This window comes from Planococcus notacanthi (assembly GCF_030407825.1).
GTDB lineage: Bacteria > Bacillota > Bacilli > Bacillales_A > Planococcaceae > Planococcus > Planococcus notacanthi.
In genome coordinates this window covers 1-22,989 of record NZ_JASDCQ010000001.1, presented here as the reverse complement: position 1 = coordinate 22,989, position 22,989 = coordinate 1, and the positions used below count along the sequence as shown (strand labels likewise).

Annotated in this window: 16 protein-coding genes; 4 read left to right on the top strand and 12 right to left on the bottom strand. The window is 47.6% G+C overall.

The window, feature by feature from the left end; all coding sequences use genetic code 11:
• Positions 1 to 20: 20 nt before the first annotated feature.
• Together QMA01_RS00080 and QMA01_RS00075 are read right to left on the bottom strand one after the other, a co-directional pair.
• A complete protein-coding gene (locus QMA01_RS00080) occupies positions 21 to 722 on the bottom strand; it encodes a CpsD/CapB family tyrosine-protein kinase (protein ID WP_290214009.1) in 702 nt (233 codons plus the stop codon).
• A 4-nt stretch (positions 723 to 726) separates the two neighbouring features.
• On the bottom strand, positions 727 to 1,452 hold the full coding sequence (locus tag QMA01_RS00075; protein WP_290214008.1) for a YveK family protein: 726 nt from the start codon (positions 1,450 to 1,452) through the stop codon (positions 727 to 729).
• 180 nt (positions 1,453 to 1,632) lie between these two features.
• On the opposite strand from QMA01_RS00075, the gene QMA01_RS00070 reads away from it, so the two are divergent.
• Both QMA01_RS00070 and QMA01_RS00065 read left to right on the top strand, forming a co-directional pair.
• Entirely contained in the window at positions 1,633 to 2,427 is a 795-nt protein-coding gene (locus tag QMA01_RS00070) for an SGNH/GDSL hydrolase family protein (RefSeq protein WP_290214007.1), read from the top strand.
• A 15-nt stretch (positions 2,428 to 2,442) separates the two neighbouring features.
• On the top strand, positions 2,443 to 3,366 hold the full coding sequence (locus QMA01_RS00065) for an LCP family glycopolymer transferase (RefSeq protein ID WP_290214006.1): 924 nt from the start codon (positions 2,443 to 2,445) through the stop codon (positions 3,364 to 3,366).
• A gap of 954 nt (positions 3,367 to 4,320) precedes the next feature.
• On the opposite strand, the gene QMA01_RS00060 is transcribed toward QMA01_RS00065, so the two are convergent.
• The 4 genes from QMA01_RS00060 to QMA01_RS00045 form a co-directional block, all read right to left on the bottom strand.
• Positions 4,321 to 4,560 carry a hypothetical protein gene (locus QMA01_RS00060; protein ID WP_290214005.1) on the bottom strand — a complete coding sequence of 80 codons (240 nt, stop codon included), beginning with the start codon at positions 4,558 to 4,560 and terminating at the stop codon, positions 4,321 to 4,323.
• A gap of 200 nt (positions 4,561 to 4,760) precedes the next feature.
• Complete coding sequence (locus QMA01_RS00055; protein WP_290214004.1) at positions 4,761 to 5,921, bottom strand: glycosyltransferase; 1,161 nt, start codon at positions 5,919 to 5,921, stop codon at positions 4,761 to 4,763.
• Positions 5,922 to 5,949: 28 nt separating this feature from the next.
• On the bottom strand, positions 5,950 to 6,912 hold the full coding sequence (locus QMA01_RS00050; RefSeq protein WP_290214003.1) for a GDP-mannose 4,6-dehydratase: 963 nt from the start codon (positions 6,910 to 6,912) through the stop codon (positions 5,950 to 5,952).
• Between the two features lie 1,377 nt (positions 6,913 to 8,289).
• The gene (locus tag QMA01_RS00045; protein ID WP_290214002.1) at positions 8,290 to 10,275 is read right to left on the bottom strand and encodes a bifunctional 2',3'-cyclic-nucleotide 2'-phosphodiesterase/3'-nucleotidase; all 1,986 of its coding nucleotides are present in this window, start codon (positions 10,273 to 10,275) and stop codon (positions 8,290 to 8,292) included.
• A gap of 664 nt (positions 10,276 to 10,939) precedes the next feature.
• On the opposite strand from QMA01_RS00045, the gene QMA01_RS00040 reads away from it, so the two are divergent.
• On the top strand, positions 10,940 to 11,101 hold the full coding sequence (locus QMA01_RS00040) for a hypothetical protein (RefSeq protein ID WP_191713608.1): 162 nt from the start codon (positions 10,940 to 10,942) through the stop codon (positions 11,099 to 11,101).
• A 78-nt stretch (positions 11,102 to 11,179) separates the two neighbouring features.
• Here QMA01_RS00040 and QMA01_RS00035 read toward each other — a convergent pair whose 3' ends face one another.
• On the bottom strand, positions 11,180 to 12,184 hold the full coding sequence (locus tag QMA01_RS00035; RefSeq protein WP_290214639.1) for an acyltransferase: 1,005 nt from the start codon (positions 12,182 to 12,184) through the stop codon (positions 11,180 to 11,182).
• Between the two features lie 166 nt (positions 12,185 to 12,350).
• A complete protein-coding gene (locus tag QMA01_RS00030; RefSeq protein ID WP_290214001.1) occupies positions 12,351 to 13,310 on the bottom strand; it encodes a patatin-like phospholipase family protein in 960 nt (319 codons plus the stop codon).
• Positions 13,311 to 13,830: 520 nt separating this feature from the next.
• Here QMA01_RS00030 and QMA01_RS00025 point away from each other — a divergent pair.
• Positions 13,831 to 14,577, top strand: coding sequence for a C40 family peptidase (locus QMA01_RS00025; RefSeq protein WP_290187176.1), 747 nt, complete (start codon positions 13,831 to 13,833; stop codon positions 14,575 to 14,577).
• 561 nt (positions 14,578 to 15,138) lie between these two features.
• Here QMA01_RS00025 and QMA01_RS00020 read toward each other — a convergent pair.
• The 4 genes from QMA01_RS00020 to QMA01_RS00005 form a co-directional block, all read right to left on the bottom strand.
• A complete protein-coding gene (locus tag QMA01_RS00020) occupies positions 15,139 to 16,308 on the bottom strand; it encodes a trypsin-like peptidase domain-containing protein (RefSeq protein WP_290214000.1) in 1,170 nt (389 codons plus the stop codon).
• Between the two features lie 234 nt (positions 16,309 to 16,542).
• Positions 16,543 to 17,610 (bottom strand): hypothetical protein, encoded by a 1,068-nt coding sequence (locus tag QMA01_RS00015; protein WP_290213999.1) that lies wholly within the window; start codon positions 17,608 to 17,610, stop codon positions 16,543 to 16,545.
• Between the two features lie 25 nt (positions 17,611 to 17,635).
• Entirely contained in the window at positions 17,636 to 18,241 is a 606-nt protein-coding gene (locus tag QMA01_RS00010) for a transposase (protein ID WP_290213998.1), read from the bottom strand.
• 252 nt (positions 18,242 to 18,493) lie between these two features.
• A complete protein-coding gene (locus QMA01_RS00005) occupies positions 18,494 to 22,153 on the bottom strand; it encodes a S8 family serine peptidase (RefSeq protein ID WP_290213997.1) in 3,660 nt (1,219 codons plus the stop codon).
• Positions 22,154 to 22,989: the final 836 nt, after the last annotated feature.

Here is a 22,989-nt window from a genome sequence, read left to right as displayed (position 1 = left end):
AAGTAAAAAGGAAACCCTTTTTACTCTGTAGTTCCGTAATATTGATAATAGTAATTATCTTTCGGCAACGCGAAGTTATTCAGTACTGCGCCGATTAAACGGCTATTGGAAGATTCAATGGCTTCTTTTGCTTTTACTGCCATCTCTTTCTCCGTGTTCCCTGAGCTGACTACAAGAATAGTGCCTTCGCATTTATTCGCTAAGATTTGTCCATCTGTTACAGAAAGTACGGGCGGCGCATCAAAGATGATCAGGTCATACATTTCTTTAAGCTGTTCAATCAAAGCTGTCATTGATTTAGATGCTAAAAGTTCAGCTGGGTTGGGTGGAATCGGGCCGCATGTCATCAAATCCAGGCGTTCGACCGCTGTTGAGCGGACAACTTCCTGAATCGAGTTTTGGCGTGTCAATACATTTGATAAACCGATAGTATTCCCCATACGGAATGTGTAATGCGTGGTCGGTTTGCGCATATCGCCATCCACCAGCAAGACTTTTTTGCCTTCTTGTGCAAAAACGACTGCCAAGTTGGCGGAAGTTGTCGACTTTCCTTCTGAAGGCGCAGCTGACGTAATAACCATTGTACGGATTTCTGCATCCGGTGATGAGAAGTTGATATTGGTACGCAATGTACGGAATTGCTCCGAAACAAATGAGCGTGGTGTTGTGAATGCGATGAGTTTACGCGCAGTTTCCTGCAAGACTTTTTTCTTTCTAGCCATTGCGTTACACCGCCTTTCTTCTGGATGAGGTAGTTGGTTCGTCTAACTTTGCTTCTTCTTTAATAGGAGAAATGACACCAAGCAAAGGTACGCCAAGGATGTCTTCAATATCTTGTTCGTTCTTGATGGATGTATCTAGGTATTCCAATAGGAAGGCAATCCCTACTCCAAGCATCAAGCCGATGACAGCCGCAATAGCCATGTTCAGCATCGGATTCGGTGCGACCGGTGATGGGTTTTCTTTCAGTACAGCGGGCGACAAGATCGAGACGTTATCGACGCTCATCAAATCAGAGATTTCACTTTCAAATACTTTGGCCGTTGTATTAGCGATGTCGACTGCAAGTGCAGGATCTTCGTCTTGAACCGTAACGTTAACTACTTGTGAGTTTTCAGCAGTCGCGACAGTGATTTTGCTGTTGAGCTGCTCGACCGACATATCAAGGTCTAACTGGCTTGCTACTTCATCTAAGATGGCCGGACTTTTGATGATGACTGAATATGTATTGATCAATTGCAGATCGGTTTGGATATTTTGGTTCGTTAATTGGGCAGCTTCTGAAGCTTCCTGGTTAACCAAGATTTGCGTAGAAGTCTGATACATCGGTGTCAGGACTAAAAATGATATAACTCCTGCAATGGTAATAGCTAAAATGGTCATAAGTGCGATCAACCCGGCCCGTTTTTTCAGGGTTTTAAAGAGGTCTTGTAAACTGATGGTTTCTTCCATGTAGTGAATATCTCCTTTTATTTTCAATTTCTTATCATTTTTGATTCATAAACAACTTAAAATAGTATAGCATAGGTAAGAGTCGAAAGAACTTCCAATTTTAAAATGTTTTATAGGCTATTAGAATGATTTATGCTATCTTTATTTGTATGAAAAGGTGTTTTTTGAAAGGAGCATTCCATGAAATTGTATAAAATTGGAGCTGTACTTGCTGTCATTATTTGTGTAATTGCACTAGTATTTAGCTACTTAACTTGGCAAAATAAACTGGAAAACGTATTGGAACAACCAGAAGAAGCTGTAGCGCAGACCAGTGAGAAAAAAGAAACAACCCAAAAAAAGAAACCAGTTAGTGACATTTCTGTGAACGTTAAGGATTTATCGGCAAATGCCGATAAAGAAGTACAGGACTTGCTGATAGAACGCAGTGATGAAGGCGAAACTGTGCAGCTCTTGATAGCCGGTTCAGCTGCACTGGATTCAGGTACTCCTGGATATGCAGAACGCTTGAAGAGATCGCTGGAAACAAGTTATGAAGATTTCATTGAAGTGGACATTCTACCATTAACAGGAACATCTGAAGCATTAATCGGCGGCAAGGTCGATTTGTCTGCTGGCTATGACATCGTTTTGCTTGAGCCGATGACGTTGATGAACAATGACCGCATTGCAATCGAGCAGGAACGTGAACATATTGGTGAGTTTAAAGATGCTGTGACCGCTGAAGTGGAAGATGCTATCGTAGTGCTTCATCCTCCGCAGCCGATTTATGGTGCTGGCTATTATTTAGCACAGGTTTCTGCGTTGGAAGAATTTGCAGCGATTTACGATTACGCTTATATTGACCACTGGTCCGCATGGCCGGATACAGATGACGACAAGTTGAAAGATTTTTTGACTGAAGATGGACTTCCGAACGACAAAGGCGCAGAATTATGGGCAGAAGAACTTGAAGCGTATTTTATCGCTGAATAAAAGGGGCAATTTTTGATGGGCAGAAGAGAGAAAAAGAACAAGAAGAAAAAATGGCCGTGGGTTGTCGGGATTCTTGGATTGATTGTTATCGGTCTTGGCATTTACTTGTTTACGGTATATAACAGTTTTACTAACACACTTGATGAAATGCATGAACCGATCGACCGCGAAGCTTCAGAAAAACGCGCGACGGACCAGGAACTTTCGTTAACCGAACAAGATCCGTTCTCTGTCTTGCTGCTGGGTGTGGATGAACGTGAAGACGATCGTGGCCGTTCGGATACAGTGGTTGTGATGACCATTAATCCGGCAGAGAAATCCACGAAGATGGTCTCCATCCCACGTGACACGTATACGGAAATTGTCGGACGCGGCACAACGGATAAGATTAACCACGCTTATGCATTTGGTGGCATTGAAATGTCATTGGACACAGTGGAAAACTTGTTGGATATTCCGATTGACTATGTGATGCAAGTGAATATGGAAGGATTTAAGGACATTGTGGATGCAGTCGGCGGTGTGGAAGTCAACAACACGATGGCTTTCGATGACTATCCTGCAGGCACGATTCAGTTGAACGGCGACGAAGCATTAGGTTACGTGAGAATGCGCAAGCAGGATCCAGAAGGCGACTTCGGCCGCCAGAACCGCCAGAAGCAAGTGATCCAAGCGATTATGAAAGAAGGCGCTTCGGTTAACAGCTTGTTGAACTATAAGGATATCTTTACTGCACTTGGTGATAACGTTCGCACGAACATGACGTTCGATGAGATGATGGATGTCCAATCGAATTACCGCGATGCGATCGGCACAGTCGACCAAATGATTGTGGAAGATGGTTACGGTGAAACGATTAATGGCATCTGGTATTACATGATGGATGATGCTGAGTTGGCAGAGATCCAGTCGACGTTGAAAGAGCATTTGGAGATGTAAGTATTAAGAGCGCAACCCCGTTCCGGGGCTGTGCTCTTTTGTTTTGTCCGTTTCTGTAAGTCGCTTCGGTCGCTTAGGGCATGGCTCACGCCATGAGCCGAGAAGAGCACTCGTCTCACAGCTCCGCCCAGCCCGGTTACGCGCCTCAGCTTGGTGGTTGTGGAATACTCAGCAAACTTTCTATGTGTAGGAGAAGTGAGAGAGTGGTTCTGGAATCGCTTGGCAGCAATGGTGCACGCGCCGGCGCTTGGATGGGATGACCGTTTGAGAAGGTTTTATGGTTGCTGGGGTGAGACACAAATATTCCCCAATTTGTGGCTCACCCGTTGCCGTCCCTGTGTCGGACTCAAATGCCCCTCAATTTGTGGCCGACACAGGGACGTGCTCCCCAGCTGGGATGTTACTCATTGAAAAGAATATAGAGTTGGAAAAGTGGTTTTGTACGGTTCTATAAATCGCTCTGGTGCTCTGGAATGGACTCCCGCGATAAGCCGGGCCACGCTTCGCTTGCCAGTCTTATCGCTCCGTCCATTCCTGGACGCACCTGCCGCTTGGTTTTCAAGGAATACGCAGCAACCTTGTGATTTGTGTGGGAGTAAAGTGGGTGTGGCTCTCAAATCGCTCGGCGTGATGGTGCACACGCCTTCGCTTGGAGAGAAGAATCGGCCTGGATTTGCGGGTTGCCGAGGTGAGACACAAATGTCCTTCAATTTGTGGCTCACCCGTTATCGTCCCTGTGTCGGACTCAAATGCCCCTCAATTTGTGGCCGACACAGGGACGTGCTCCCAAGCTGAGATCCTACAAATAGCCATCAATAAAGAGATTTCGGAGTATGTTCGAGGGGTTCTGTAAATTGTATGGGAATTGCGCGGGTGCCTGGCACCCGCTCAATTCTCCCCACACAAAAACCCGCTCCTGTCGATCAGGAAGCGGGCTTTGATTAGTGATTTAACTTAGCGGACCATCTGGCTCGCTGAGAAAATCATCACTTTTTTTTTATATTCGCCGAACTTTAATTTTTTCAGATCGTATTCATGAACAAAATGCATAAAGGCTTGGCGTGTCATTCCTAATCTCTTAGCACTCACCGATGGCCCTAAATCTTCCTTGATGTAGAGGTCTTTCATGACTTCTACTAAGGCTTTGTTATGCTGTCGCTCTACTTTTTCTCTATAAGCGTCGTATTCCATCATAAGCCCTTCATCTCACTTTCTATTAGTCTCAACTAGGTCTTGTGTAGCTTCCCCCTGCTTGTATTTCCATTATAGTTCCATTCACCCTATAATACTAGTCTAAATTACATATTTATTAATATAAATTCCTGCTATTTTCACTTAATTTGTCAATAATCAAACTTTCAGATACTAAACTGATTTTCACTGTACTAGTTTGTCTAATGCAACCGGATCATGTATGGTTTCATTTCTGCTTCCCTGATGAACTTCTCCATCACTTGATTGCTTTCAAATTCCCCCGCTTTCACGCGGTCGCATCTGGAGATTTTCTTATATTCCTTTTGGCTCGACAGCAGTTTTTCAATTTGCGCTTCTACAAATATAAGTTCTTTGTCTTCATTCAATGTATCTCCGCTTTCGTATGGCGGCAATTGATGGAGAAAGCCTTTGCTCAATCCGTTGGGGTCGTTAATTTTGGTGGTGATGGCTGGAATACCGCAGCCTGCCGCTTCAATGAGGGAAACCCCCATGCCGACAAAACAGAATGTATTCTGCAAGGCACGTTTTTTGTCTTCATACGTAAAGGCGCCGTGCATAAAGATGTGGTCACAAGCCGGAGAGCTGGCGATTTTATTGCGCAGATCGTCTTCTCCTTGTCCTGTACCGTAAATATGGTAAGTGAATTCCGGATCGATTTGGATCAGCCTTTCCATGATGTCGACCATATAATAGTTATAGGTACGGAAATGGGACAGCTGACCAATAGAGACGATGCGCCGCGAATTAAAGTTGCCCAAGGTTTTTGTATCCGAACAGAAGTCCAACGGCATTGGGAAAATGGTATCGTTTACACGCTCCCCAATCGCCTCTTCTGTTAGCTGTTTAATGGACGGATTCATGAACATTAATTTTTGGTAAAACTTCGGATCAATCAGCTTGAGGAATTTGACGACGCTGCTCACGCTTTCGTGTTTGTAGCTTTCCGGATGGTAGACGCCGGACATGCGCTTTTTCGCAGGTACGAGATAAGAAAGTAAGAACGACATCGGGCTGAACGAATAGACAAGGTCAAATGGTTCAGCGAAGCGTTTGGTCAGCATCTTCGTAGCAAGCCACATATTAATGGAAGGATCGCTTGGGTCTTCATCGACTAATATGGTGACGTTTTTGAGCGTTTCCAACTGGCGAATCAAAGGGCCGCCGCTGCTGTACAAGAACAAAGTAACGTTGTAGTCGTTGTCGCTAAGCCATTTGACCATCCGGACCACCAGCATTTCCACGCCGCCCGGCTTCATGTTTTTATGTATCAACGCAATCGATTTGATTGAATGCGTCTGCTTGGTTAATTGAAAGAAATGATTATTGCTAAAGTTAATCATGCGGTCACCTCATCTGATGGAATTGGATCTAGCTGTTCTTTAGGAAACTTGCTTGTTTGTATTTTTTAAAATACCAGTCGAGCGTTGTGCGCAGACCGTTTTCGAATAACGTGAATGGTGCGAAACCGAGAACTTTTGGCTGTGAGATGAAAGACGCTTTGGAGTGGAGCAATTTATCTTTAAGCGTGCCTTTATTTCCCGGGAAATCATTTGAAAGCATGGTGTGGATCTGCTCGGCAAGTGCGTTGTCCGTCAGTCGGACATTGAAACCGATTTCATAAAACTGCCCGGCGTCTCCCAGATGGAAGATAGTATCGATGGCTTCACATAAGTCTGCGATGAACAGCCAGTCGCGTGTTTTGTTGCTGTTTGCAGTGGAGAGCAAAGATTCATTGTTAAGCGCTTTAAGGATCATTCCCGGAATCATTTCATCTTCCTGCTGCATGGGACCAAATGCTTCCGGGCTGGCGGTAGTGACGATGTTTAAGCCGGTCTTCTTGTGGAACTTCTCCACCAGTTCATCGGCGTTGCCTTTACTGATGCTGTAGAGGTTGTTGTTTTCATTGTGCGCCAATGAAATATGGTGGAAACGGGATGCCGTGTATTCTGCTTTCGGCTGATGGTCATTTTCCATCCAAGCGTTGTGCGCCGCGTGCAATAGGTTCTCCAGTCCAAGCACATTGGTTTGTTCGTAGAGACGGATTTCACCGACACGATTGGCATCGCGCGTTTCTGCGGCGAAATGGAGAACGTCGGTTATGTCGTATTGCTCGAATATGTGATTGATGGCATAGGCATTCCGGATATCTACGCGATGAAAGGCGTAGCGTGCTGAATGCTCGGGGCAATCGATGTTCTCCGGATGGGCAGCGACGGTGTTGTAGTCGATGTTGATCAATTGGTAGTCGGGGTATTTGTTCAAATAATAACGGATCATGTTCGACCCGATAAATCCATGGCCCCCAGTGACAAGTATGGTCTTGGCGCTCATAGCCTTTCACCTCCCTTGCTGGAATGTTTGTTAAATGGAGTTATTGAGCACTATAGACTAGTCCTCCACTCCTTTTGTACCAGGAATACTCTTAATCCTAGGAGGGTAATGTTAAAACTAGGTTAAAAGATTCTGTTTTCTAAATATTTAATTATTATACCTCGTAAATGGATAAATTGCAGTACTATTTATAAAAATTACCAGTCTTTCGATACAGATTTTTTAGAAATAGTCATGACTATTTCTATAAATGGAAAATATTAAATGTTAATTAATTTGTTGGAAGGTTAATTTTATGTGGTTGTAGTGGATATTAGTTCTTATAGATTAGAAGTGAGTGGTGGCAACGATGTTGGGGTTGAAGTGTTAGGCGAGTGAGAGAGTGGGTAGAGACATCGCTTCAGAGGGACGCTTTCGGGCGGGCAGGATGCCGGTCATGCGGCTGGCGCGACAGGACGTCGCGGGCCAGCTGCCGCGTTCCAGGAATCGCCACCTTACGCTCTTTCTCTATAGGGCTTCTTTTTTGTATGTGGTGCGAGGAGCAGTGTAACTGTTATTGTGTGGGTGCCTGGCACCCACACAATTTGCGAAAAGCGGGCATGTTGGAGGAGCGCAGCGGACGGCTATTGGTTTTTGGATTGTGGAGGTAAGTTAGTGAGGAGTTGGATGCTTTTACATGTAGAATTCGTAGTTCTAAGTTCCTTTTTGGGGGTCTTAAGTGAAAATTTGATATGGCTACCTGACTATTTTTAGTTTGTACATGAACAAGTTATCCCCTTACCTGCACAATCTCCTTCCTTACCTGAATTCGAGCTGTTCTTTAAAAGTTCGAGACCTTGAATGGAAGCTGTTCGCGCGGCGAACAGCCTGGTATAAGAATCTACATGTTCTTGCAGGGTGTCTCTCACACACAGTGATTGATCTTTTTCACTTTGAATTCACTATTTTCTCTCCTATTTTTACTAAATTCTTGTAGGAACACAGAAACTTCATGTAGAGAAGCAACTTGTTAAGGTAGAAACATCCCCTTACTCCGGTAAAAGCGGGATAAAACCATGTAGAACCCTAAAAACTGCATCACACCAAGCGACGACGCGTGCACCATCGCTGTCGAGCGTGACCAGAACTTCACACACCTTATTTACTCCAAACTCGATAAGTTGTCTACTATCCCCTACATTCCAAGCTGAGCCGCGGCAACGGAGGGGACGGAGCTATAAGACTGGCAAGCGAAGCGCTGCCTGGCTTATTGCGGGAGTCCTCTCCAGAGCGGCCGAAGCGGCTGATAGCGGGTGCCTATTGTGTGGGTGCCAGGCACCCACACAATTCCCATACAATAGAAAAACAAGCACCCCATATATAGGATGCTTGCTTCTTTTACTTGAGATCCAATCCGTATTTGGCAAAACCGTTGGCTGCTGCTTCGAGGTAGCTGATGCCGCTGTCTGCGGGAATCAGGGTTCGGGCTGCTGCTGAGGTTTCAAAGACCAGGTTCGGGTCGCCTGTGATTGGTGTGAATGACCAGTTGTTGTCTGCTGATGGATCGATTGTGCCGACTTCTTCCATGTAATCCTGGATTACTTGGCGGTTTTCGTAGGCGTAATCGATGGTTTCCGTTGCGTTCCGGACGCCTGGGAAGTTGCCGCTTGCGCGGTAGTTGTTTGTGACGACCAGGAATTCCTGGTCAGCTGCTACGGCTGTGCCTTGGTAAGACAGGTTCTTGATGCGGCTTGCGGTTTCGTTGACGGTGTTGCCGTCTGCATCGTATTTGGCTGGCTGTGTGATGTCGATTTCGTAGGTTACGCCATCGATGACATCAAAATTGTAGGTACGGAAATCCGGGTTGATGAGCTGCTGTTCGCCGGTTGCTGCCGGGTCGATTTGCAGGAATTGGCCGGCTGACATCTCCAGCCATTCTTTCAAGTCCGCTCCTGTCAGTTTCAAGGCGAACACGGTGTTGTCGAAAACATACAGGTCTGCGACGTTTTTGATGGCGATTTGGCCGGTTGCGATGTTGGTGTAATAATCGCCGCCGTTGCGTCCGCCAGCTTTAAATGGTGCTGCTGCTGACAACAGTGGCAAGTCCTCATTGGCTGTGTTTTTTCTCTTTTGGTCGACATACCAGCTTTGGGCGTTGTTGACGATCTGGATTGATGGATCGTCTTTTACTAATGAAAAATAGCTGTTGATCGGCGCGGTGGTTTCGCCGACCGGGCTGCGGACGTATTCGATGGTTCCTTCATGTGTTTCCTTGACGGCTTCAACGACTTGTTCCGCTACTTCATCTGTAGTGGAATCAATGGCACGCAGCTCTGCTTTTTCGTTAGAGATGTCCCATTCGTTGCCTTTTTTCACGAGTGTCAGATCGATGACGCCCAAATGGCTGCCGAATTTACCAGGCATCACCACAGGTGTGCCGTTGATCAGGCCGTTTTCCTGGTCGACGTTGGCTAATTCTGAATACGAGCCTGGGAACAGGTCATGGTTGTGGCCGGTGATGATGGCGTCAACGCCTTCCACTTCCGTCAGCTGATAGGTAATGTCTTCTTCCCCCACTTCGTGTGTTTCGTCACCCATCCCTGAGTGCGACAGGACGACGACCACGTCAGCGCCTGCTTTTTCGACTTCCGGCAGGAATTTCTCGACGGATTCGACGGCGTCTTCAGCGACGACTTTGCCGTCCAGGTTGGCGCGGTCCCATTTCATGATTTGCGGAGCCACGACGCCGATGACGCCGACTTGGATGGTGTGTTTGCGGCCTTTGCTGTCAACGACTTTTTTGTCGATGATGGTGTAAGGGTTGTAGCGGTTTTCGCCGGTTTCGGCATCATAGACGTTGGCGTTGAGGACCGGGAACGGCGCTTCTTCGAGTGCATTGTCCAGGTAATCGAGGCCAAAGTTGAATTCATGATTGCCGAGCGTCGAGGCATCGAAATCGAGTGATTCGAGTGCGGCGTACGCTGGGTGCAGTTCGTCTTCACCGAGCGGATCTTGTGTGACTTTGTAGCCGCCGAATGGCGTGCCTTGGATCAGGTCGCCGTTATCGAATAGGAGTGTGTTGCTGTTTTCTTCACGGGCCTGCTCGATCAAGATGCCGGTTTTGGCGAGGCCGAGTGCGTTGGAGATTTTGTCCTGGTAGTAATCGTAGTTGACGAAATTGGTATGAAGGTCGGAAGTGCCGAGAATCTGCAGCGAGACTTCCTGCGCGTTCTTGGGATTGCCGCCTTTGCCCCAGCCGTTGCCGTTTCCTTGGCCTTTAGCAGGTGCATCTGGTGCTGCGAGCGCAGGTACTGCAGCCAATAAGCTGCTCATGGCTAAAACGGATGCTGCGGTTACGGCTGTAAGCTTTTTCTGGATTGTCATCTGTCCATCTCCTCGTAGTTAGAATTGCGGGTCAATTCCAGTATACCTTTCGGTTACCGAAATGGAATGTGTGAGGAGACCTAATTATTGTTAAAGTTTGGTGTGGGGGATGTAAATTTATGTGTGGGGTGATTGGGTTCTGATAGTGTGTGGGTGCCTATTGTGTGGGTGCCTGGCACCCGCGCAATTTCTATTTGAACAAATCATGTTTCTACCACAACTTTTGGGGCGTCTACCTGAACATGTCATCTTTCTACGCTGACTATTCGATTCTATACATGAACTAGTTGCTCCTTTACCTCTACATTCTCCTTTCTTACCTGCATTCGAGCTGTTCTATAAAAGTTCAAGAGCGGGAATGGAAGCTGTTCGCGCGGCGAACAGCTTGGGATAAGGGGCTGCGCTTTCTGGCAACTCGTTGTTCACACACAGTGAGCCAGCCCTCACTCGTGGAGAAAGCCAGTTTTTGATGGGTTTTTGTTAGATTCGTGTAGAAACGTGAAGACTTCATGTAGAGAAGTGAGTATGTCAGGTAAGAGCATCTCCTTTCTATAGAAGAAACTCGTTTTGATGAGGTAGAACGGCCAATTCTTCAGGTAGGAATGCAAGACTCCCTGCGTGCTATACTGGAGCCAAAGCTAGTTGGCTGACGAGGAGGGATGGCATGTTCCTGAGTATTCTTCTTTTATTCGCAGCAATTGCCGGCATCGTCCATGGGACCCGGCAAAAGGATGAGAAATGGATTGTGGGATCGACGGTTTTATTGGTGGCGATCTTGCTGTTCTATGTCTTTATCTACTTCTATTTTATGCAAACTCCTTTCTAATTATTGTGTGCGTGCCAGGCACGCACACAATTCCAGCACTAAAACCCGCCTTCTCTCGAGAAGGCGGGTTTGCTTTTTCTACGGCACAAGCCGGTTGACTACCGGCAGTTTTTGCATAGCCAGGATGATGCCGAACGAGATGATGAAAATCAACAGCCAGACGAACGGCACGCTGATGATGGGATTGAAGGTGGTTTCATTGAGCCCGAAGAATTTATTCAGGTAAATCTGGATGAGCGGGTGGATGACGTAAATGCCGAATGTGGCGGTGCTAATTCGGGTGATCAGGGCGTTCGGTTTGATTTTTTTGCTCATGTGCTGGAAACCGATGAAGATGAACAGCGTGATGAACAAGGCGTTCGGGCGGTAATGCTCGTAGAAGAAGTCGTCGAATTCGTCTGCGGGCAATCCGGCGTTCAGGTAATAGGTCCCCCACAGCGTCACGAAGTAGCTGGCGATGGCAAGTATGCCGAGCGGCAGTAAGTACTTTTTGGGCACCGGGTAGAGCACCAGGTACGCGCCGAGCAGGAAGTAGCCGATGTAGGGTTCGAATAAACCGGGCGTTAAGGCGAGTTCAAATTCGAAGAACTTCGGCAGAAACGGCAGGAAGCATGAAAAGATGATCCAGAACAACAGGAAGGCCTGGAAAGTTTTCTTGTCCATGTGGACGACGAGCAGTTTCAGGAACGGTGCCATGATGTACAGGCCGGTGATGGTGTACAGGAACCACAAGTGGTAATAGATGTCATCGGTCAGAAACTGGACGAGGATTTCGTAGGCAGTATAGGATTCTCCCAGCTCGTAGATGTTGTAAAGCGTATAGATGAAACTCCAGAAGATGAGCGGAATGACGACTTTCGACAAGCGCTTTTTCAGGAATTCGCTGACGCTTTCTTCTTTGTCACGCGTCAGCAGCAATGCGCCGCTGAGCATGAAGAATACCGGCACGCACCAACGCAGGCCGGCATCAAACATATTGGCGAAATGCCAGATCCAGTCGTCGGTGGTGGTGTTGTTGATGATTTTTGATACTACATGGATGCCGACGACCACAAAAATTGACAAGGCCCGCAGCCAATCCATATAGTCGTATCTTCTGGCCATGTGGGCAACTCCTTTTTATGTATATGGGTATGTTATTGTGTGGGTGCCAGGCACCCACACAATTCAATTCTTAATTTCCTCCATCAGTTTAGCGTGTTTTGAGGCTGCAATCCAATACGAATTGATTACAAGTGTATGACAAGTTTTATTCCACTAACTGCCGGCACAGTTGAACGATTTCGTCACGGCGTTCGTCCAAGAGCTGCTGGCCGAGTTCAACCAGGGCGTTGAGGTTTTGTTCGGAACCGTCATCGAGTTGTTCGGTGCCCGGCTGCAGAAGTTCGATTTGGAAACGGTAATAGCGCTTTGCCTTGTCCCGCTCGGGCAGGACGAAATCCAGCTGGTAATCGACGACGTCTGAGCTGCCGTCCATGAGGATATACCAGAGCGGACGCGCCCAGCCGAGCAGCCCCCAGGTTCTGAAGCGTTCGAAATCGATGCTCAGCTGGGGATTTCCGGTTCCGAGCGATACCACCAGCAGATCTTCGTCAGAAAACAGTTCTTTGGCTTCGGCGTAGGCGCACATCGCCGGATTGTTGGCGAACACGGCGCCGTCGATAAACGTGGCATCCGGGTATTCTTTGATTTTCTTCGGCACAAAATAAGTCGGGGCGGCGCTTCCGGCGCGGGCAACGTCCCGCATGAGCACGTCTCTTTCAATTTTCTTCGTCCGGATATCCCCACTTTTGAAAAAAGCAGTATAGCGCCCGTGGATTTCATAGCTCGGAACCACCACGTTCACCAGCGCCTCGGAAAGCATCGTATGCCCAAAGTATTTTTTCAACGCTTTTTCAAGTGCCCGTGCGTGGTAGCGCCGCGTGAAAATGCCGCGGGTGATTTTGAAGAACAGTGATTTATCGAAGATTTCGTGAGATTCCTCTAAATAAAATTGCAGAAGCTGTGTTGCGGAATAACGTGGCTCTGTTTCTTTATTTCTGTCTGGGGCAACCAATCCAAGCGCCAGGATCCCGCCAGTTGATGTCCCGACAACCAGATCAAACAGTTCGGCAATCGGCTTGCCGGTCTGTTTTTCGATTTCTGCCAGCACCATCGCCGGGATGATGCCCCGCACTCCCCCACCATCAATGGCAAGAACTTTCCTCATTTCCATACCCACTTTCTAAATTTTCTAATTATTTTAATTGTAAGAAGTTTACTGGTTTCTGTCAAAATTGACTGGATAAAAGTTATAGTAACCAAAGTTTTCTTATAATTAAGATAGTAAATTATTTTTTTAATAAAAAATTGCGAAAGTATTACCTTGTACTTTTATTGCCAGCTTTGTCTAAAATACCTTTGTAGTTTTTTCGCTTTGCATAGATAAAATAAAGCTGGAAGGAAATTAAAATTTGGATTTATTAGGAGATTTAACGTAACAAAGAGCCCTCTTTTTCAAATAAAAACCCAATTTTCATAGAAATAAACCTTTTTCTCATTTTTTTCGATCGCTCAAAACCCTTCTGTTAAAGGGTTTTGGAGGCTGAATTCTTTTTGTTATACAACTGTAATATAACTGCAATTGAATTGACGTTGTTTTTAACACGTTCTGTCTATATAGTAAATGGCAGAGCAAAATATTATTAATTCATATACTTGGATAATAAAAACTGGAGGAACCAACAATAATGAAAAAACTAGTCTTTACTTTACTTGCAGCCGGATCATTGCTATTTGCTAACTCAACCACGGACGTACAAGCAGCACAAACTACACAAAACAACGTAACTTCATCATATGAAACTTCTGAAACTGCTACTGTGGAGCAAGTTGCCGCAAGCAAAGCAACTGCCAAATCAGGTACATTCAAAATGAAATACAACTCAAACGTTCGTGCTGATGCAGGAACAAAATACAAAGTCGTGACAATGGCTAAAAAAGGGTCAATCGCAACAGCGACTCACCAAAAGAAAGTCGGCAAAGCGACTTGGTACAAAGTGAAAGTCAACGGTAAATCAGGTTGGGTCCTAAGCACATTGCTTACCAAAACAACTGTTAAGAAAGCTTCTGTGAAAACAGCTTCTTCCTCTTCAGTCGTTTCAGCAGCACTTGCACTTAAAGGCATTCCATACAAATTCGGCGGCACAACAACTTCAGGATTTGACTGCAGTGGATTTGTTCAATACGCATTCAAAAAAGCAGGCAAAAACGTATCACGCACAACGACTTCACAGTACGCTGAAACTTACAAAGTCAGCAACCCACAACCAGGCGACTTGGTATTCTTTGCTAACACGTACCGCGCTGGGATCTCTCACGTAGGGATTTACATCGGCAACAACCAGTTCGTACACGCAGGCGGAGCGAAAGCAGAAGTCAAAAGCATGAACGATCCATACTGGGGCAAGAAATTCCACAGCTACAAGCGCTTCTAAATAGGTATCTCAAAGGGTGACCCGAGTGTCTGCTGATAGCAGGTGTTCGCAGGTCCCCTTTTTATTTTGGTGTTGGGGTGAAGAAATCGCTCCAGGCAGACGCTTTCCAGGGGGCTTGCGTCGAACTAACTCGGGCTATAGTTGCGCGCGTGCCTGGCACGCACACAACTTCTATCTTCATAGGAATGGTTTCTACATGAACTATTGGAGCCGTTATAAGGATAAGTCATCCTCCTACTTGAACTGGTTGCTCCTTTACCTGCATTTCCCCCTTTCTTACCTGAATTAGAGCTCTTACATAAAAGTTCAACCGACTGAATGGAAGCTGTTCGCACGCGAACAGCTGGTATAAGGAATTGTGCGCGTGCCTGGCACGCACACAATTCACTCTCCCCTCTCATACTTGCGTAATTCGTGTAGAAACCCAGAAACTTCATCTAGAAAAGCGATTAGTTCAGGTAGCAGCATCACCTTACTCATGTAGAAATAAAAATAGATGATGTAGAATTACAAATTCGTCATGCAGCATAAAAAAACAGACCCACAAAGTGGACCTGTTTTTTATTCATTTACAATATCCTCAATTTGATAATCTCCGTATTCATCAATCACCACCGTGTAGATGCCTTCGTGCGACACAGTGGAGGATTCGCCGCTCGTTTTGTCGTGGTAAGTGAAGTCGGCTTCGGCCTCGACGGTTGCGCTGTCTTCATTGATTTCGATGGCGGTGATGGTTGGCTCGACGGTGTCGTAGATGCGGTCCAGGTTTGCTTTTTCTTCGATCAGCTCGGCGGATTCTTCTTGTGCTTCACTGCCTGGCAAAACAAACGACAGGTAGTAGGTGGATTCCGCGTCGTTCAGCGTATAGGGAATGATTTCGTAATAGGCGGCAATGAAGTTCTCCAGCAGGTCTTCCGCAAAATAGGCATCTTTGACATCCTGCAGGACGACTTCCTCTCCTTCTGGAAGCGTCGGGTTTTCAACCCACTCGGTCAGCTGGTCCCAGACGGTGTAGATTGGGATGGTGTAGCCGGAGCCCGGTTTTTCCTCAAGGATGATCGAGTTGATGCCAAGGATCTTGCCGGTGTCGGCGGCAATGAGTGGCCCGCCGCTGGAGCCCTGGGATATTTCTGCACTCATTTCATAGAGGCCTGTGTATTCGAATTGGTCCATGAAGTCGAGATCGGTTGCGGTGATTTCACCGGTCGTGGCTGTATTGCTTTGGTCGCCCGGGCTGCCGATGGCGACAACGGGTGTGCCGATATCGACAGGTTCCATTTCAATTTCCAGAGGTTCTTTGCCCGCCAGTTCGTTGACGCGGACTAGAGCGAGATCCTGGGTTTCGGATATGCCGATGATGTTGCCGTTGAATTCCTGGCCGTCGCTGTTTTTGACGGTCACGTAGGACGCATCCAGCACTACATGGGCATTGGTCAGAATGTCGCCTTGGTTGTTGATCAGAAAGCCGGAGCCTTGCTCAAGATCCGTGTAGAGCGTGTAGACATGTGTTTTGGCGTTGGCGATCATGGAGGCGAGCTCAATTTCCGCTTCAGGGATCTGCTGGCTCGTTTCTAAGGGTTCAGCCGGCTGTTGTGTTGCAGTTTCGGGAACCGGATCTTCTGAGCCCAACAGCAAATAAGCACCGAGGCCGATCACCAGCAGCAAGACGATCGACAAAACGGCGATGATTCGATTGGTGTTTTTCATCTTCTGTGATGGTTGTCGGGTCATTGCAATCAACTCACTTTTTTCGTTGTGGTTTTAGTATAGACGGACAGATTGACTGATAGTTTCACTCAAATAGCGTTTTGTTGATTTAAAATGGAATTTGTTACAGACCTTTTCAACGGCTTTACCCTCTTTTCCTTCTATTATAACCATCTGGCGAATTGTTTGGGTGCCAGGCACCCAAACAATTCACAAACAATTCCACGAGAAAAAGCCGGGAGAGTTTCTCCCGGCTTTTCAGTCTTTCACCAGATCCTGGATCAATTGTTCAGTGGAGTCGTAGTTTGCGCGTTCCGCCAAAAAGAAGCGCACCGGGTCGCCTTCCCGCTCCGGATCGACCAGCAGCAGGTCGACGGTAGTCAGTTTAGGCGTGATGCTGTCGAAGAAACCGAAGATGGCGTCCAGGTCCTCTTCGAGTTGAAGGTTCTTTTGGCTAAGCTGGCCCGGTTCGAAGGTGACATTTGCCAATAGATTGGTGCAGTCTCCGGTATCATTCACTTCCTGGCAGCTGATCCATTGTTCTTGCCACTGGTCATAGAAGCGGAAACGCCCGGTTTCTGCTTGAGCAGCTGCGTCCTGCCACTTGGTTTGCATCCGTTTACTCGCGGGACCCAAATCACTGAGGAGTCTCTTGACGAGATATGCTTCCACTTGTTCGGCGTTTTCAATGCCATCCATTTCACGCAAGTCCATTCCTGTAGCGGAATCGTCTTGCCGGCTCGGTATCCGGATCACTTGAATGTCCAAATTGTTTTCTCTCACGAGTCCGAGAAGTTCTGTCAATGCTTCAATTTCAGCCGTTTCGTGTGTTTCGTAACTATGTTCGCTGTCCAGTGTGAGAAAGCGGACCTTGTCCCCTGTTGTGATTTCCTTCAAGAGATGTTCGACCATTTTCCCTTTTGAAGGGGTGGTGAATCCGAGTTCTTCCAGCTGCGGCATCAGGTCTTCAATTTGCTGCTGCGTTTCATGGGTGGCGAGGACAACTTGATAGTCGTCGCGGTAAATGGTGGCATAATTGTCCACGTGTTCGGTGACGGTGAACACCAAATCTTCCTGGCCTTCAAACGCCAATCGGTAGCTATGTCCGTCTACAAAATTCGCTTCGGTTTCATCGATGATTTTGGCTTCCATGCCATATTTCTCTTCGATAAATGCCTTCATTTCCTGGTCTTCGGCCTTTGATTCAGCTTGAGAATCTTTAGCATAATTGAGATAGATCCAAGCGATCATCCCGATTACCAGCAATACGCAAACGCCTATGATTATCAGGCAACCGCTCAAAATTCCAGGGAGTTTCTTTTGCATAGGGTTTCCCCCCTTTTTTCTTCTATTATATATTGTTTGGGTGCCAGGCACCCAAACAATTCTCGCTCAATTCAAGATCCGCCTGTTCGCAGTACAACAAATAATCTGCGAGGCAACTGGAATAAGGTGGAGGTAAAATTATGGGCAGGTACGTTAAATCGAGGAATTCATATGGGGAAAAGAGAGAATCTGCATAGTACCGATAGGAGCTGTACCGATATTCCCTCATATCTTTCACCATCGGCTCAGTGGTATTGAGGGGGTTCCTGTGGATGTAGCGGCTGATGGCAAGAATGCTTTTATGCGTGATGGCTTTGCCGGAGTAGTAGCGGCTTTCGTAAAAGTAACCGCTATAATTGTATTTCTTCTTGTAATAATCACTGTACCGTTTGTTAATAAGGGCCATCACTTTTCCCAACGGCACTTCGGGCGAGCGCAGCAACATATGATAATGGTTGGTCATCAGGCAATACGCCAGAATCGTAAAAGGATGTTTAGTATGGACATAGATCAATATTCTGAAGAAAGCGGCTTTGTCTGCTTCTTCTTGAAAAATTGCCTGCCTGTTATTGCCTCTCATGACGACGTGTTCATATGCATCCGGATTCCAAATGCGCCGGTTTCTTCCCACTTTATCACACTCCTCCTTTGAACCTTTTTTCTATAATAGAAAGAACATCAATCCCCGTCAATTATTGCAAAAAGGGAATAACTTATATTTGAGGATGGATAAAGAGGTCAAAAATGGGTTTTCGCCATTAAAAACCGTGAAAATTGCCGGATCCTGGCTTCAAAAAATTTTTTTGAATTGTGTTTGAATTGTTTGCGTGCCAGGCACGCAAACAAAAAGCCGGGAGGATTTCCCCCGGCTTTTGTCCATGCATTATTTTGTGATCGTGAAGCTCTCTTCCGTGATATGTCCCGCTGCGTCCACCACTTTCAAGGTGAAGTCGTTTTCGCCTGTTTTGCTGACAGGGACGGTGATGGTGATGTCTTCGTTGAATGCTGCTTCGCCGTAAGGCTCTGTCATGTCGTGGCTGTAGACTTCGCTGTCGGTCAGGTAAACCTTGATGGCGTCCATATTGTCTGTCACGTTGAACGTCACTTCAGCGCTGTCTTCGCCCGCTGTGGTCTCCGGCACATCGAGCAGTTCGATGGCAGCCGGCTGCGTGTCGACCAGTACTTGGCTGCGTATTTCAAGGTTGTTGCCGGATTCGTCGATGGCTTGGACGAAAATGTCGTGGCGGCCATCGTCGAGCGTCAAGGTATGATCGAAGAAGAAGCCGTCAAAGCGATCGGCTTTTTCGCCGTTGACTGTTACGGAAACAATGCGTGAACTGTCTTCAATGATGCCAAAGACGCCGACTTGCCGGGTGTTCGATACTTCAAACAATCCCGGATAGATGAGGCTGATGGCCGGTTTGTCGGTATCGTCCACGGCACCGGTCAATGGAACTTCCGTTCTATTGCCAGCCGTGTCATGGAAAACGGCTTTCAGGACGTCGCCTTCCTTGATGTCGACCGGCACGATGTAGCTGGTGGTGCTTGGCGACAGTGATTCGTCTTCAAAGGTTTCCTGGTTTTCGGTCAGCTCGACGCCGTTATGGAATACTTCCCAACGGTCAGGTCCACTGCCTGCTGCGTTATCTGCAAAGCTCGATACCGTCACTGTTTTGGTTTCTTTATTGAGTGCTGCGACTGCTGCCGGAGACACGGTGTCGACCAGGATCGGCATCGTCAAGGTTTGCCATTCCGCATCCGGATAATCAATGACGGCGCGCATCTCAATCTGGTACTTGCCGTCCGCCACCGGTTCGCCGAGCACTTCCCCGTTCCATTCATTGAGCGGATCGTAATAATATGGGAAGACCTCCGAGAAATTCTTGATCAGGTTTTTGCCGGTCTGCAAGGTCCGCAATTTCTTGCCGCTTTCATCCAGCACGTTCACTTCCAATTGTTTGGCGTTCCGCAGTAGGGAAAATACCGGAATGACCGACTCTCGACTGCCGTCGCCATTCGGTGAAAAGGCGAAGCGTTCGGGCACGAAGCCTTGCTGGTGGCTGCCGCCGTTGATGATCAGGCCGAATTCATCGGTCAGGAATGTCGTTCCGTAAAACGTTCCGGCATCCCATGCCACATCGTCGAAAATCGGCGCATCGTCCCATCCTCCGTTAAAGCCGAAGTACGGCACAACAAGTGGCGTATTGCCGCTCACTTCTTCATTGCCATCCGTTAAGGTAATAAAGCCGTCAATGAAAAATCCGTTGGTGAACGCTGCGAATTCAGGGCGTCCCTGCAACGCCGCGGCATCGATCGTCACTTCGATTTCCGCTACACCGTTCGCCGGCACTGTCACAGTTTCGGGTGCAGTGATATTGACCAGGTCCGTAATGACGTTCGAGCCGGAGCGGTTCGGGTCGGTGATGTCGATTTTCCGCTCTGGATGCTTCGTGACGTAATCGGTTTGGGCATTGACGTTTACTGCGTAAGTCGCTGCTGTATCCGAGAAATTCATGGCCTCCAGTGTAAAGGTCATCCGGTTATTCTGGATTTCCTTCAACGCGACTTTGGCTTCGCCCGTCCGCTGGTCTGTCAGCATGACGTCTGTGGACAGCGCGTCATGCAATTGCATCAGCCCTGCTCCCTGGCGGCGCGGCGACACAAATTGGCCCGCCACCAATTCCACCGGATTGGCCGTGTTCATCAGCAGGTTTTTCGCAAATCCCACGCGGTCCCTGCCCTCTAAATCAAGTTCTTCGATGCGCTGGAACATCAGCGCCGATCCTCCTGCCACATGCGGTGCTGCCATCGACGTCCCGCTCATCAGGCCGTATTCATTGTCATTGAACGTCGAGAAGATGTTGCCGCCTGGAGCGGTGATTTCCGGTTTGAAATCCAAATTCGGCGTCGGCCCCCAAGAGGTGAAGTCACTCATCTTGCCGGCATTCGGATTCGCCATTTCCAAGTTTTTGCCATCAAAGACGACGGTTACTTTTTTCTTAGCATCCAATGCCGCTTTCATTGCCAGTCCATCCGCCTGAAGCGTCGACATGAACGGAATGGTGATAAACGGATCAGCTTCCATATTGACCGGTCCCGTGGTGTTGTTGTAGATGATGACGCCTGCCGCACCCGCGTCTTGTGCCGCAATCCCTTTTTCCGCAAACGAAATGGTGCCGCGAGCAATCAAGACGAATTTGCCTTTGACGTCTTTCCCTTCAAAATCTGCGGGCTGGCCAATGCCGGCATAGACCACTTCATGTGATTTGGCCGGCAGTTTTTCCGGCTCGGCTCCGTTCGCCAGCAAGTAAAGTGCCCGCCCCGCTTCGGCACCGTCTACTTGATAAACAAAGCTGTCGGTGGTGATGACGCTGTTTTCAAATGAAGCCACGCCCAATGAATCAATGGAAATGCCCGGATTTCCGACCAGGCCGTAATCCTGATTTTCCGCGAACGGTGCCAGGAATCCCGATCCCCGCAAGTCTTCATTTCCTGCAGAAATGGCGACCAGGATGCCGTTATTGGTGGCGCGTTCCACCGCCTGCTGCTCAGGGCTCGACGTGTCGACGAATCCAGCTGTTGCCCCAAGTGACATATTGATGACGTCCGCCCCCAGTTTGATGGAGTCGTCGATCGCTTTGATGTAGATGTCGCCGAACGTCGAAGCCGAATTGGCATCATTGCCGAAGACTTTCAAAGCCAGCAATTGCGTTTCCGGCGCGACGCCTTTCAGTCCGCCGTTCGTTTCATTGCCGTTGGCGCCGATCGTACCCGCTACGTGCATGCCGTGCATCGATGCGTTCGGTGCGATGTCGCGGATTTCCGTATTGGCGTCCATGTAGTTGTAGCCGAACGGCACTTTCGGCGTAAAGAATTTGCCTTCTTCGATTTCACTGCTCGAGACAAATGATTCCACTTCCGCTTGCGTCAACGCAGCCGTGGTGTTATTGGTCAGCACCATGTCCTGATGCGTTGGGTCGATGCCCGTATCGATGACGCCCACGACCATGCCTTCTCCTTTAAAGCCATAATCGCGCCAAGCCTGCTGCGCCTGAACGAGCTCTTTGGAATATTTCATGGTCGGTTTGATTTCCGGCCGCTTGTACTCGGTCGCTTCATATACGGCTTTAACATTCGGCAGTTCGGCGATTTCCGCTACCTGCCCCGCCTCAACTTCCGCAGAAAATCCGTTGAAAACAGCCGTGAAGGTTTGGAGAAAATCAATTTTCGGTGCCACATCCGTGATGGCTGCCTGCGCCGTCTCCTGCTTGGCTATCGCTGCCGCTTCGATCTGCTGTTTCTGGTTTTCGGGCAGCTCCTTATAGAGCACGCCTTTTGCAGTCGCCGTTTCAATGGTCGGCTCTTCTTTCAGTTCGATGATGACCCTCACTGTTTCTTTCGGCGATTCCGGCTTCAGCAGCGTCTGGGCAAGCTTGACTTCCGGATCTGGTTCCGGCGCTGCCGCAACTTGCGCATTATTGAATCCGCCCAGGCTGCTGACCATTAATAACAAAATCGCCAGTCTGATTAATACTTTCTTCATATTTATTCCTCCTTTAACTGGATTTCTTATCTAAATTATCAAATAATTAAGTCAACTTTATTTTTCCAGTTAATCAACCAAAAGTCCATGGTTCCAAAGCTATCTTATTTGTTAATTCCCTTCGAATTTTTTAGGTAGTTTGGGTTTTAGGAGGCTCTGGTTTTTTCCTTTTATTAGTGGATTTATTGTAGGGTTCTATAAGTCGCTTCGGCCGCTCTGGAGGGGACTCCCGCCATAAGCCGGGCAGCGCTCCGCTTGCCAGTCTTATCGCTCCGTCCCCTCCGTGGACGCGGCTCAGCTTGGGGTTCGGGAATATATAAATACTGTGTTTTGTTGAAGTAGAGAGGTGGCGTGGGGTTCTGGAAACGCTCGGCAGCGGTGGTGCACGCGCCTTCCCTTAGCGTGTACGAGGCTAAATGTAGTTTTTGTGGTTGTACAGGATGAATTGGTGGTTGTACATGATCTATTTAGGTTTCTACCGGAGTTAGGCGATGCTTCTACCTTAACTAGTTGCTTCTCTACATGCAGTTTCTGCGTTTCTACACGAATACCGGAAAAATAAGAGACAAAATAGCATTCATAGTGGTTGAAAGATCGATCGCTGGGTGTGAGCTACGCTTCAATAGGATGCATTGCTCCTTATGCCTGGCTGTTCGCCATGCGAATAGCTTCCATTCATGGGTTTGACCTTTTAAGGTACAGATGGAGTGCAGGTAAAGAAGTGAGTTATGCAGGTAAGAGAACAACTTGTTCATGTAGGAATTGTTTGTGTTTTTTTGGGGGGGGGGGGGGGGGGGGCCCCAACAAAAAAAAAAAAACAAAAAAAAAAAAAAAAA